We start from the raw sequence: 13,511 nt of genomic DNA, 5'->3' as shown, positions 1-13,511 counted from the left end.
CCACGCGACCACTCTTGTTGAAACCTGACGGCGGCATAGACAAGGCTAGATATGAATGGTTCTTGTATTTGCAGATTCCCAGCCGCCTAAACGGCCAGTTAGTGCTGCCAGAAGTCATACGGTATCGAGCGCTAGACGACGACTTGGTAAAACCACAGACTTGGAAAAGCCAGAAGCAGGCCTTGGTCGATGGTACGAAGCAACCCAAAATTACTGAGGATCCAAAGCAACTGATCCCGCGCATGGCGGATTTGTTGACTACTCGGCTATACGAAGTTAGCGACTATCTGGAAAGCCTGGACAATCGGGATGTCATTCTGCGCCCGAAGGGTGGCAAACACCTTTGGCGCTTACCGACTGCCGGCAAAAAATATCTGGTGAACAATCCGTTCTTCCAGCAAATGAGGGCGATCGGAGTCGCCGATGTCTTGCGCGTGGTGGATCAAGATACCGGATTTATTGACGACTTCGAGCATGTGCTGGGCATGACCTCCAAAAGCCGCCAGTATGAAGTGGACCTGTTGGCGATCCTGATCGCCAATGCCACAAACCAGGGCATCTACGGTATCGCCCAGATCTCCGACCGCACCTATGATCAGCTGAGTACCATCCAAGCGAACTACCTTCGGCTGGAAACATTGAATGCCGCAAATGACCGCATCAACAACGCCACTACGCGACTGAGTATTTTTAATCACTACAATATCCAGGATGACAACCTGCATGCCAGCGCTGATGGCCAAAAGTTCGAAGCTAAGCGCGAGACATTCCGTACCCGGTATTCCTCAAAATACTTCGGTACCAGCAAAGGGGTCTCGGCGATCAGCCTGAATGCCAATCATATGGCAATCAATGCCCGGGTGATCGGCGCTAACGAACACGAATCCCATTACATCTTTGACCTTCTGATGAACAACAGTACTGAGATCATCCCGGATACGCTCTCTACTGACACCCATGGGGTAAACCATGTGAATTTTGCTTTACTCGATCTGTTTGGCTACCGGTTCGCCCCCCGATATGCCCAGGTAGGCAGGGTTATCAACGAGATGTTCGATATCTCCGAGGACGAGAGTCAGCGGGTGAGACTCACATTGCGTAAACCCATTAACACGCAGAGTATTATGGAGTGCTGGGACACCATCCAGCGAATTGCCGTCTCACTGGCTCACCGGAAAACCACCCAAGCCACATTGGTCCGGAAACTCTCAGGCTACAAGCAAAATCACCCTCTACTGAAAGCGCTGACTGAATATAACCGACTATTGAAGGCCCAATATCTGCTGGATTACATCGATGACGCCAGTCTTAGAAACCACGTGCAACGAGCCTTGAATCGGGGAGAAGCTTATCACCAGTTGCGCCGGGCAATCAGCAACGTGAACAGCGACAGGTTCCGGGGAAATAGCGACGAGGAGATACAAATCTGGAACGAAAGCGCCCGGCTGGTAGCAAATGCCATTATCTACTTCAACTCGAAAGTACTCAGCAACCTGCTGGACAGCTTCGAGGAGCAGGGCAGCGAAAAACACATGGAAACCGTAAAGGGCGCATCACCTGTCGCGTGGGAGAATATCAACTTCCGGGGTACGTATACGTTCGCGCCGACGGGAGAGCTGCCTAAACTGGATGATTTAATGGCGCCGATTGAGGGCTATCGGCCGATAAGTAAAAATTGATGCCTCTCTACAGGCTAGCAAACACGGGGGCTTCGGAGGTTTTTGCAGTATTTGGAGGCAAAATCCCTAGGACCCCATATGGATGCGGGGATGTTCCGCGAAGTGGTGGTGTCATGAGTAAAACGAAAATGAAAAACATCATCAGCCTAATGGCAGTCACAACTTTTTTTACGACATCGGCCTCATGGGCCCAAATGGATGGTGGAAAGATGCAAATGCAAGGTGGCAGTGCACCCGATGATGCTCGTGATCCACATGCTTATTCAGATGGCTATACGCTTACCGAAGGCCCATATGCCCAACAAGGCCCAAGGCAACTAAAATTGGCTGACGAACACGCTTTGCTGTCTGTATTAGGCGACCGCCTTGAATACAGCGAGGATAGTGGCAGTACGACCTTCGACCTTTTAGCTCGGTATGGCACTACTTACGATAGTCTCGTTATAAAAGCTGAAGGTGATACTAACGGTGGTCAATTGGAGGAAAGTCAGACAGATCTACTCTGGAGTCACGCTATCAGTGTCTTCTTTGATACTCAGCTGGGTGTGCGGCTGGATCAGTACAAAGAAGGTAGCGATCGCCAGTGGCTCGCTGCGGGCATCCAGGGTTTAGCACCGTACTGGTTTGAACTAGACGCTACCGCTTACCTCGGTGACGATGGACGTACAGCACTGAACCTTCAGGCAGAATACGAATTACTGCTAACACAAAAGCTAATATTGCAGCCTCGTGCGGAGCTTAATCTTTACGGTAAAGATGATCCTAGCAATGGCCTCGGCAGTGGTTTGTCAACTGCATCTATTGGCTTGCGATTGCGCTATGAAATAAATCGCCAGTTCGCGCCCTATGTCGGCGTGGAGTGGTCGGACGCATATGGCGGTACCGCTGATTATCGACAAGCTGCAGGACAGGACATAAACGATACGCAATTAGTAGCAGGCCTGCGGTTCTGGTTTTAATTAAATTATCGATTACTCATATTCCCAACTCAAAGATTAAGGATTATTCCAATGCGCTCAAAATTTATAACATTGTCAATTGCAATCTCTACGCTGGCTTTTACTTTATCAGCCCAGGCTCATGATCCCAAAGAACACATGAACAACGCAGAAAAGCCAGATTGCGCGGCCATGGAAAATATGGATCACAGCAAAATGGATATGAACGACCCTGTTATGCAAGCCATGATGAAACAGTGCATGGGCGACATGGAAGGTATGGAAGGTATGGAAGGTATGGAAGGTATGAGTGGCAGTGAAGCGCCTCAAGGCGATAAACCGGCGCAACACGGAAATGAAAGTAGCACGGAACAGACAGGCCATAATCACTGATATAACTATTTCGAGTCACCCAGCAAGACTTCATTAACTCTTTAGACGATTTGGAAATATTATGGCCGCAAACAAATTTCTACGCTGTGGTAAATGTTTGATGATTACCGCCGTTGTCGCGATGTTGGGCTGTCTAGCATTTCTTTACTCTGGTCTCTACCCGATGGGAGCTGATGTGCCGCACAATGGCCTAACATACTGGGGGCTCGAAACGATGCGAGAGCGCTCGATCGCACGAGCGGCAAGTGCAATTGAGGTTCCTAATGATCTAGCCTCATCAGAGCGACTGCTAAAAGGCGCTGCTGACTACAATGCAATGTGCGCCAGCTGTCACTTGAAACCTGGCAAAAACCAAAGCGACTTTACTCTGGGCCTCTACCCTGCCCCACCCAATCTCGCACAGAAAGGTGATGAGCATGGTCATGATGGCGGCCATGATGACAACACCTATGCTTTGCAACGCCAATTCTGGATTATTAAACACGGTATTAAAGCATCGGGCATGCCATCGTGGGCACCTGGGCATGACGATGAGCGAATATGGAATATGGTGTCATTTTTACAACGATTACCTGAACTAAGTACTAGACAGTACCAAGTTCTCACCGCACGTAGTGACAGTACTAAAGAGCGAGTGCATTGACTCATACCTGCACCATCATTGTCGATTCAAGAAATTACTATCATTATCGCGCGGTGTACAAAGTAACCCACAACCAGCAACAGCAAACCCGATATATAACTTTGCCAAAAGCCAAGATGAAGCCAATCAGCCAGTAAAAACGGCAGGAAGAATAAATATGAAATCGGCACGCCAAAAAGAATACTCTTGGCAAAGGTGATGCTGGCCTGCGGGTCTTTGTGTTCGATGTACGAAAATAACAAAGCCAAAATAGAAACCAGTGGTAGCGCGACAATAAAGCCCGCCAACACCGGTTTCTTATCCGATAGCCACGACGCATAACCAATAACCGCTGCTGCAAGAATCAGCTTAGCGGCGAATATATAGGCTGTCATACGCTCACCTTTAGTTCACACCTTCGAACTTACCGCTGATGTTCGCATCAAATACTTCGCCTTCGGCGGACATCAGGATATAAAGTGCCCGCTCATCGCTAGGGTTAACAACCTTTACGATAAAGTAGCCGGGCCCACTCTGGTAAATTGTTGCTGATTCAGCGTCTACTTTCGACCAACTCTCAGGAACCTTGCCAAAGCCAAGCTGAGGATCGATGCCGGCAAAGCCTTGGGTGATTTCGGTTGCTATCACCAAAGCCTTTTGTTCGGTAATTGGCGCATGGCCATCTCCGTGCGCCAATAGATTAGAGCTTATAAACAAACTTACTAGCAAACATAAAGCTATTCGGAGTTTCATATTTTCACCTTTCTTTAGTGGCTGTGATAAGCGCCATCGCCGTGTTCATGGGGTGCTCCTTCCTGCGGTGAAGGCTGAGGAGTGATTATGCGCCGAGGATAGCGATCGAGAATATTTGCTTTCTCTTCCGCTGCCATATCTTCATGGATATGCGAGTGGTCATCGGTATTGATCGGGAAATTATCGGCAAGCACTGTGTGCTGGTAGCCATGCAATTGATGCAGGAACAGCAAGCCACCTACGATGACTAACAATGTATTGGCCATTACATTAAAGCGTTTGAATGAGGCTGTTTTGCGCCACCCTGCCAGCAACACTAACATTGCGGTAAGCGCTGCGATTTGACCCAATTCGACACCGACGTTGAAAACCAGTATTTTCATAACGATGCTGCCGTCCCCCATGGGCAATTCCTGCAGCCGAGTCGACAGACCAAAACCGTGAATCAAGCCAAAGCCAAACACCATCCACATTAGATTAGGCGACGCTACGCCCAGATAACGCTTGAAGCCGTCGAGATTCTCGAAGCCCTTGTAACAAACGGTGAGTGCAATAACAGCATCAATCAAAAAGTAATTTGCCTGTACTAAGTAAAGCGTGGCAAACACGAGCGTTATCGAGTGACCCAAGGTAAACGCCGTGATGAACTTTACAATATCGGCAAAGCGGCTGAGAAAGAAGATGACCCCAAATAAGAAGAGCAGATGGTCATAGCCGGTAAGCATATGACCCGCACCTAACAATATGTAATCTGGCAGACCAGCCTCAATTGCGCGCTGCTTATCTGCCTCAGACATGCCGTGGGCGAGCACATTTAAACTACTGAACATCAACATCGCTACTGCAGCAATGAGGGCGTAAAAACGACCTGTAAGCATTGCTTTCTTCACATTATGCTCCTTTATCGGCGCGGTGCAGCATACGGTATAAAGACGGCAGCACAAATAAGGTTAGCAGTGTGGACGACAGAATGCCGCCAATCACCACGGTCGCTAGGGGGCGCTGCACCTCGGAACCTATCCCCGTGTTTAAAGCCATTGGTACAAAGCCCAAGGACGCAACCAGCGCAGTGGTAATGACCGGCCGCAACCGAGTCAACGCGCCTTCGATAATCGCAGGCTCTAGACCTAATCCGTCGCGACGTAGTTCCCGAATAAACGACACCATCACCAAGCCGTTCAATATTGCGATACCGGATAAAGCGATAAAACCCACGGCTGCAGAGATGGAAAACGGTATATCTCGAAACACCAGCGCCAAGATTCCACCGGTAAGTGCGAGTGGCACACCGCTGAATATAATCATCGCGTCTTTCAATGAGCTAAGTGCTAACAATAAGAGACCGATAATCATGAGTAGTGTCACAGGTACAACGACGGCCAGTCGCTGCGATGCGGATTGCAAAGTCTGATAGGTACCACCGTATTCCACCCAATAGCCTGCTGGCAGTGTTACTTGCGATTCGATCGTTGCCTTTACGTCGCTAACGAAGCTACCAAGATCGCGGCCACGAACGTTCGCCGTCACCACCACTCGGCGTTTACCATTCTCGCGGTTGACCTGGTTCAGCCCCGTCGTCAGCCCAATATCCACCAACTCTTTCAGCGGCACATAGCCACCACCAGATATTTGAATGGGAAGTGAGCCCAACTGTTCAATATCATTGCGTCGGTCTTCCGGCAGCCGCACAACAATCTCGGCGCGGCGATCACCCTCGTAGAAAAACCCCGCGCCCTGGCCGCCCATTGCCGTGGCAACTTGTTCTTGCAGGGTATTCAGCTCAACACCATATTGGCCTAGGGAAGACTGTTTAGGCTTAAGCGTCAACATGGATAAACCCGTGGTCTGCTCCATCTGGACATCGACAATGTCATCCACTGCGCCGATGACATTTTGAATTTCTCCACCAAGTGTTTCGAGCTGTGATAAATCATCACCGAAGATTTTAATCGCTAGCTCGGCGCGCACGCCCGACAAGAGCTCGTTAAAGCGCATCTGGATCGGCTGAAGAAATTCATAGCGATTGCCCGGCACGGGTTCGACCAAAGCTGCGAGTTCTTCCACAACTTGGTTCTTAGTCTTGCTCGGATCTGGCCACTGATCGCGCGGTTTTAGAATGATGAAGTTGTCTGCCACACTCGGGGGAACCGCATCAGTTGCGACATCGGCGGTGCCGATCTTGGCAAATACGCGCTCTACTTCAGGCATGGTCTGGATAGTGGCTTCCAAGGTTTCCTGTAATGCCACCGCCTGACTTAGCGAGGTGCCCGGAATCCTGAGCGCGTGCATAGCGATATCGCCCTCATCAAGATTTGGCACAAACTCGCTGCCCAAACGACTTGCCAAGCCAGCACATACAACCAGTAATACCAGCGCAGCTACAACCACAGCGCCACGCATAGCGATGGCTTTGCGCAACAGTCGACCGTAAAGATCCTTTGTTGCATCAAATGCGCGATTCTCTTTTTCGACTACCGGCCCCTTAAACAGCATGGCAATTGCCGCTGGGACAAAGGTGATGGACAGTAGCATTGCGGCACTCAGGGCTATGACTACCGTCATGGCCATGGGGTGGAACATTTTGCCTTCTACACCAGTTAAGGAGAAGATCGGCAAATATACCGCCGTAATGATAAACACCCCAAACAGTGCGGGTCGTATCACCTCTTTGGTGGCGCTATACACTACATCTAAGCGCTCATTCAACGACAAGGTCTGCTTGTCGCTGGCAAGGCCTAAACGGCGTAAACAGTTCTCCACAATGATAATGGCGCCGTCTACGAGTAAACCGAAATCCAATGCACCCAAGCTCATCAAGTTAGCACTAACACCGCTACGTACCATGCCGGTAATGGTCATTAACATCGCGACAGGGATAACCGCAGCCGTCAATATGGCTGCGCGCACATTGCCTAACAGTAAGAATAAAATAACGATAACCAACAATGCACCTTCTAGCAGATTGGTCGTTACGGTCTTCAGAGTTTTATCCACTAGACCAGTGCGATCGTATACCGCCGTCGCGGTAATGCCTGCTGGCAAACTCGACTTAATTTCCTCAAGCCGTTCACCGACCGCTTTGGCAACGGTACGGCTGTTTTCGCCAACGAGCATAAATACCGTGCTCATGACGACCTCGCGACCGTTTTGGGTGGCCGCACCCGTACGCAGTTCCTTGCCTTCGCCCACCGTCGCAACATCACCAACACGCAGTGGCTGGCCATCAAGCGTTTTGATTACAATCCTACTAATATCAGCAAGCGTTTCGGCTTGCCCCGGAATACGTAACAGCCACTGCGAGCCTTTTTGCTCAACAAAGCCAGCCCCGCGGTTTTGATTATTGTCGGCAACCGCATCGATCAGCTCTTGCTGCGAGATACCATAGGCGAGCATTTTTTCAGGTTGCAGCCCAATTAACACTTCACGTTTGTAGCCGCCAATGGGGTTAACCTCAACCACACCAGGCACGCGCAATAGCTGGGGGCGAATAATCCAATCATGTGCTGAGCGCAAATCTGTTGGCGTAATTAGCTTGCCATCGGCGTCGGTCGCACCGGGTTCAGCGTCCACGGTGAACATGAAGATTTCACCCAGCCCCGTCGCAATCGGCCCAAGCTCCGGCTCCAGACCCATCGGCAATTTGGCGCGCACGTTGCCAAGTCGCTCGTTCACTAGCTGACGTGCAAAATAAATATCAGTGTCGTCGCCAAAGATTACCGTGACTTGGGAAAGTCCGTATCGAGAAACAGATCGGGTGTACTGCAGCTCGGGCAGGCCTGCCATCGATGTTTCAATGGCGTAGGTAACGCGTTGCTCTACTTCCAGCGGCGTGTAACCCGGCGCCTCGGTGTTAATTATGACCTGAACATTGGTGATATCGGGAACGGCATCAATCGGCAGTCGGTTGAAATTCCATAAACCCAAACCACAAAGCGCAAGAACGGCGGCCATCACCACACCGCGCCGCGCTAGGGAAAATTGTATAATTGCATCAAGCATGGGACGTCCTTTAGTGGTCGTGTGAAGCGCCAGATTTTTCGATATCGGCCTTGATGATGTAGCTGTTTTCGGTAACGTATTCGGTTCCCAGCTTTAGTCCACCTAGGACTTCAATCCAGTCGCCCGCCTCGCGACCGAGCTCCAGCATCCGAACTTCGTATTGGTCGCCTACTTTGGCGTAGACCACGGTGAAATCCCGAAAGCCTTGCAGTGCTTGGCGCTTTACCGCGAGCGGCACTCCATAGCGAGCAACTTCCACATTGCCGCGAACAAAGCTCCCCATTGGCAACGCAAGATTGCTGGCGTCAACACTGACGCGTATATCCGCAGATTGATCAGCATTAAGCAGCGGTGAAATCCACTGCACGTCACCTTCTCCAATTTCTTCCATCGCATCGTTGAGCAATAGCACGCTGTTGTTTAGCGCAATTCGACGACGGTCGTCAGGGTAAGCTTTGAGTAAAACCACGTGGCGGGAGCGATCAACAATACTCACCAGCGTACGGCCAGCAGTCGCTTCGCCGATATTGACCGGCAGGGCCGCAATTTCACCGGCAATATCGGCGCGCAACACATAGGATTTCAGGCTTTCGTTACTCTCGATACTCATCAACGGAGTGCCCGCTTTCACCTGCTGGCCTAAGCTAACGTGAATGGCTTTAATCACACCGTCGAAACGGGCGCTTAACTGCGTTAAAGCATTGGTATCGGCTACCAGTCGACCGTAGAGCGGCAGCCTCTCTACGAGCACTTGTGAACGTGCAGTACCAGTGATGATACCCATGGCGTCAGCCACGTCGGCATTAATCCGAGTTCGTCCTTCAAAATTATCGTACTGCCACTCATAGCGCTTATCGCCGTAGGCCGCATTGAGCGTAACTAGAAAAGAATGTGGCTCGACTATTTCCATATCACCGCGCAAAAAATCTTCTTGCGGCCTGAAATTGATTTGGTCGTCGCCGTCACCGAGGCGCCCCAAAGTAACGCTTACCTTGACCTTCTCTGGAGGCAACGCCTCGCCACCTTGACTCGCCCAGACGCGAAACTCTGGCGGTACGCCGGTCTCGAAGATTGCCAATTCAATCGCGAAGTCATCCTCGCGTAACATACGCCCACGGTGCGGGCCTTTTTCAGGTTCAATTTCCTGCACTTCGGCGCCAACGGCGAGTGCAGCGCTACTTAAACTCATTAATAGCGAGACAAGCATGCTGATGATTAACGATCGTTTTACTGAATTACTCATGGATTTACCTCATCGTTGCCCAACAGTGGCAAACCGGTTAGACGTTCAATTTCGACGCGTGTGAGCTGTGCTTTAAACTGGCTATCCAGTAAATGGCTGCGTGTCGCGAGCAATTCTTGCTGTACCCCGCGCCAATCTTGGTAGCTGTACCGGCCAAGCTGGTAGGCGTTTCGGGCTTCTTTCTGGGCTTGTTCAAGCGTTGGAATAATTTGCTCACGCAGTGCACCAACCACATGCTGCGCGTGCTGAAACTCTTGAAGCAAAACGTATAAGCGCGCTTCCAGCACTAATTGCACTGCGTCAACATCAGCACGATAAGCATCACGCTCCGCAGCTAAAGCGGCTATACGTCCGCTATTACGCTGCTCGCCCCCTAAGGGCACGGTAAAGCCAGCCACTAAGGCGTAGTCGTCGGTATTTTCAAAACGCCGTACGCCGGTTGAAAACTGCCACCTTGACTGTGCTTCCGTTTTCGCTAAGGCTATTTCGGATTGCGCTAGGCGCTCTTGGCTGAGTAGTTTTTGTACGCGGGGATGACTGCTTAAGCGCTGGGCCAGCGCCTCGTAATTCAATTTGTCGGTGGCAATGGCCAGGGAGCCTGACGCGGTATCAAAATCAGCTTGGCGGGCGCGCCATTGCGTCGCCAACATCCGCTTAGCGCCGCGAATTTCATGATCGAGATCTTCTAGCGCGATATCTGCCCGCGCTAGCTCAGCCTCGGCACGAAGTTTGTCAGCAAGCAGCGATTTGCCTGCATCCATGCGTTTCGACAGTTCTTTAACCACTGAATCCGCTTGCGCTCTTGCGGCTTCAGCGAGTTCCTTACGCTGCTGATAAACGACTACGGTGAGAAATTGACGGGCAGTCTCGGCGGCCACATCCAGTTTCTTTATTGCTTGATCATCGCTAATCACCTGCTTTTGCACGTCAGCGCTATGTCCGCGCTGCTGCAGTAAGTCACCCTCTAAAACCCAACTAATACTGAGCGTCGACTGAAGGCTGTCGGCGCCACTGTAGTCACCTGAGCCAAATCCATCTTCAACACTTAAACCAAGCTGAGGGCGACTGCCGACCCGTGCCTGCTGCGCCATTCCATCGGCAGCAGCGCGACGGTAGCTAAAGGCTTGGAGCTCTGGGTGTTTAGCAAAGCTTCGCTGAATGGCCTCGTTTAATGTTAAGTATTTCTCGGCCACAGAGGCCGTCGACATAGCCAGCAATAACGGAATTAGAATAAGCGTTTTATGCCAAAAAAACCGATCTATAATCGGTTTTTTTGGCATTCGAAACGGACTAAAAGCATGCATAAATACGCCTCAATGACTAAAAATTGCTTCAAACGCATGATGATAACTGTCTACGCTCAAAAGGCAGGACGCCAAAAGTACGCACAGAAATACAACAAACAAGGATAAGGGGAAAGCGCGGCCTGGCTCAGACCTCAGCTGATAATGAACACGCGCCTCAATTTCAGACGCATAGAAATGACAAGACAAGGGACTGGGAAATTGCTGTTGATTTCGCGACAAACGACATAGTTTTATCACGGTACTTGCTACTGTAGTACCACCCGATCCGCCTTCAGCCGCATAATCGTCTGCAGCCAGCTCCAGGCATAAAGAAAATTCGCGGCGTAACCGGTGACTAATGGCTGGCAGGTAAAACGCGGCAAGAAAGGAAAAAGACCACTTCCGTAAAGGGTCAAACCGCTGCTGATGGGCGAGTTCATGGCGAGAAACAATGTCATTTTCAGCCGTAGATAATTGTGCCTGCAAGGCAGGACTGATAAAAACTTTAGGCCGGAAAAGACCAGCGGTGAACGCATAAATCACCGTAGAGCCCAAACTACTATTTTTAGTAAAACCATCAAGGCTAAGTAGCGCGCCAAGGGCAGAGCGATGCTTAAGCAATTGGTGAGTATGGCGAACTATCGCTAGGAAAGACGTCGCGGCAATTAGAAGTACCAGCACGCTATGCCAGCTATAAAAGTTGAAAACATTAATATGGTGCCAATGGGTAAGCGCCAAGAACCACGAGGGCATAGCAGCGGCGGAATCAGGCATTAGTACAACGATTGTAACGCTTAGAGCAACAAGCCAAGGAATCAAAACAAATGACCACAACACCCATTGGCGAGCGCCTGCGGATAATTTGACCCGCCACTGCTCAGTAGTTCGAAAAACTATAGCAAGAATTAGTGCGCAATAGAAAAACACCGATGCGACAATAAACACGCTATTTAGGATAAATGCATAGCCGCCGACGAACATCATTATTTCCCTGATTTATCGCTGGCGCGGCGCTGATCAATAAGCGATTCTAATGCCTGCAATTGGGTTTCGGTCATTTCTGCTGATAGTGAACTAAACGCAGCCATTAGCGTGTCCTCATTATCAGTGTAATCGGCAGCGACCTCCCGCACCAACCGAGCCAGAAAAGCATCTTTGGCCATAGCCGCGCGATAAATAAAGGCGTGGCCTGACTTATTGCGGAGCAAGAGTTTCTTCTTGTATAGGCGGTCGAGAGTACTTTGGATCGTGTTCAACGTCCTTACTGTATCATCCGCTAGCTCGCGATGTACCCGCTTGGCGTCTGCTTCATCAGTATCCCAAAAATACTGAAGAACCGACTTTTCCAAATTCCCCAATTGCATGTCACATTCGGCCTAGAGTTATAGAAGACTGCTATAGTGCCTGCGATAAAACCGATCGTCAATCGGTTTTATGTTTGAAAGCTTTGATGTTTTGGTATGCGGTGCCGCATAGTAAAAACCTTCGCTTCGGTAAACGACCGATATCTAGCGAAGGATCAAGGAAATCTATGGAGTGGTAATTCGTCCGTTTTTTACCAGTTCAAGAAGTACGCCATTAGATACTGAGGTGTCTGGCCCTAGAGTCGCATTAGCGGTAAGTCGCTGTGTTTTTGTTTATTAACTGTCTAGTAAACTCTGGGGGAGTCCATGCTTACTTATCACGCGGCATAGGCAAGCTTTTAATAGTGAGTAAATTTACTCTTAAGTTATTTTTGAGTCACCGACAAAGTTTGAAGAATCCCGCACTCTTTGACAGTGCTTTGACTGGCACAGCTATTTCGCAGCGCCATCAATTTGTCTTGAAGGTCTTGTAACTCATTTATTCGAAGTGCAACTTGCTCTATATGGCTATCAACCATTCTGTTCACATCCTCGCATCCCATTCCTGGCTGCTGATTTAGCGCTATAAGTTGCCGAATTTCGGCAAGCGAAAGATCAAGGCTTCGACAATGCTTGATGAACTTTAGCTGGTCTACCGTCGCCGAATCATACAAGCGAAAGTTACCGTCACTGCGCCGCAGCGTGGCCAACAGTTTTTCTTTTTCATAGTGCCGTATGGACTGCACAGAACACCCAGTTAACTTAGCTAGCTCTCCAATTTTCACCAATCTCACCTTAATGCTTGACTCTATAGTTACCATAGAGTTTAGGCTAAGCATGATTTAAAGTAAAAGGAGCGGCGCAATGACACTGACTGGCAACGGCCAACCTGCAGAGAATACCGATGATAAAGGTGCTATAAGCACCCTGCAGCCCGATAAAATCTACGTTAGCCAGTTTGTGGTTTCCAAGATGGACTGTCCTTCTGAGGAACGCATAATTCAGATGGCTCTAGAGGGCATGGAACCGGATGTGGTTCTAGAATTTGACACGCCCAACCGCATGCTGAAGGTATTTCACAGTGGCAACCTTGTCGCCATACAGTCTCGTTTGGATTTGCTTAGCCTCGGCGCGAAAATTAAAGATACTCACAATTTAGACCACGATGAACTGTCGCAAGTGATGGCGTCAGCAAAAGAGGCTAGTTTAAAAGAAGGTACCATCCTAAAATGGTTACTTGCGATTAACGCAACCA

General features: G+C 49.8%; 13 protein-coding genes and 1 pseudogene. 5 read left to right on the top strand and 9 right to left on the bottom strand.

The features are described 5' to 3' along the window. The 4 genes from O9X78_RS19900 to O9X78_RS19885 form a co-directional block, all read left to right on the top strand. Positions 1-1,679: Tn3 family transposase (locus tag O9X78_RS19900; RefSeq protein WP_269621460.1), on the top strand; the 1,679-nt coding region annotated here is incomplete at its 5' end. A 113-nt stretch (positions 1,680-1,792) separates the two neighbouring features. Next, on the top strand, positions 1,793-2,638 hold the full coding sequence (locus O9X78_RS19895; RefSeq protein WP_008250299.1) for a copper resistance protein B: 846 nt from the start codon (positions 1,793-1,795) through the stop codon (positions 2,636-2,638). Positions 2,639-2,689: 51 nt separating this feature from the next. Beyond that, a complete protein-coding gene (locus O9X78_RS19890; protein WP_269621459.1) occupies positions 2,690-3,010 on the top strand; it encodes a hypothetical protein in 321 nt (106 codons plus the stop codon). A gap of 61 nt (positions 3,011-3,071) precedes the next feature. After that, positions 3,072-3,653: a c-type cytochrome gene (locus O9X78_RS19885; protein ID WP_269621458.1), complete on the top strand. Its 582-nt coding sequence runs from the start codon at positions 3,072-3,074 to the stop codon at positions 3,651-3,653. 26 nt (positions 3,654-3,679) lie between these two features. Here the strand turns inward: O9X78_RS19885 and O9X78_RS19880 are convergent, their stop codons facing one another. The 9 genes from O9X78_RS19880 to cadR form a co-directional block, all read right to left on the bottom strand. Then, on the bottom strand, positions 3,680-4,027 hold the full coding sequence (locus O9X78_RS19880) for a hypothetical protein (protein WP_269621457.1): 348 nt from the start codon (positions 4,025-4,027) through the stop codon (positions 3,680-3,682). Between the two features lie 10 nt (positions 4,028-4,037). After that, complete coding sequence (locus O9X78_RS19875; protein ID WP_269621456.1) at positions 4,038-4,385, bottom strand: DUF6488 family protein; 348 nt, start codon at positions 4,383-4,385, stop codon at positions 4,038-4,040. A 14-nt stretch (positions 4,386-4,399) separates the two neighbouring features. Then, positions 4,400-5,275 (bottom strand): HupE/UreJ family protein, encoded by an 876-nt coding sequence (locus O9X78_RS19870; RefSeq protein ID WP_269621455.1) that lies wholly within the window; start codon positions 5,273-5,275, stop codon positions 4,400-4,402. A gap of 1 nt (position 5,276) precedes the next feature. Beyond that, positions 5,277-8,384, bottom strand: a complete 3,108-nt coding sequence (locus tag O9X78_RS19865; RefSeq protein ID WP_269621454.1) for an efflux RND transporter permease subunit — start codon at positions 8,382-8,384, stop codon at positions 5,277-5,279. 10 nt (positions 8,385-8,394) lie between these two features. Then, complete coding sequence (locus tag O9X78_RS19860) at positions 8,395-9,627, bottom strand: efflux RND transporter periplasmic adaptor subunit (protein WP_269621453.1); 1,233 nt, start codon at positions 9,625-9,627, stop codon at positions 8,395-8,397. Continuing rightward, positions 9,624-10,931 (bottom strand): TolC family protein, encoded by a 1,308-nt coding sequence (locus tag O9X78_RS19855; RefSeq protein WP_269621452.1) that lies wholly within the window; start codon positions 10,929-10,931, stop codon positions 9,624-9,626. Before O9X78_RS19855 ends, O9X78_RS19860 begins: the two co-directional genes overlap by 4 nt. A gap of 9 nt (positions 10,932-10,940) precedes the next feature. Next, positions 10,941-11,897: a M56 family metallopeptidase gene (locus O9X78_RS19850; protein WP_269621451.1), complete on the bottom strand. Its 957-nt coding sequence runs from the start codon at positions 11,895-11,897 to the stop codon at positions 10,941-10,943. After that, on the bottom strand, positions 11,897-12,277 hold the full coding sequence (locus tag O9X78_RS19845; protein ID WP_269621450.1) for a BlaI/MecI/CopY family transcriptional regulator: 381 nt from the start codon (positions 12,275-12,277) through the stop codon (positions 11,897-11,899). The genes O9X78_RS19850 and O9X78_RS19845 overlap by 1 nt, the downstream gene beginning before the upstream one ends. Before the next feature lie 365 nt (positions 12,278-12,642). Beyond that, complete coding sequence (gene cadR, locus O9X78_RS19840; protein WP_269621449.1) at positions 12,643-13,041, bottom strand: Cd(II)/Pb(II)-responsive transcriptional regulator; 399 nt, start codon at positions 13,039-13,041, stop codon at positions 12,643-12,645. A 79-nt stretch (positions 13,042-13,120) separates the two neighbouring features. On the opposite strand from cadR, the pseudogene O9X78_RS19835 reads away from it, so the two are divergent. Beyond that, positions 13,121-13,511: pseudogene (locus O9X78_RS19835) on the top strand (cation transporter); the annotation flags it as partial.

The sequence above is a fragment of the Zhongshania aquatica genome (assembly GCF_027257955.1).
In the GTDB taxonomy this organism is placed as follows: Bacteria; Pseudomonadota; Gammaproteobacteria; order Pseudomonadales; family Spongiibacteraceae; genus Spongiibacter; species Spongiibacter aquatica.
This window is presented reverse-complemented; position numbering and strand designations above follow the sequence as displayed.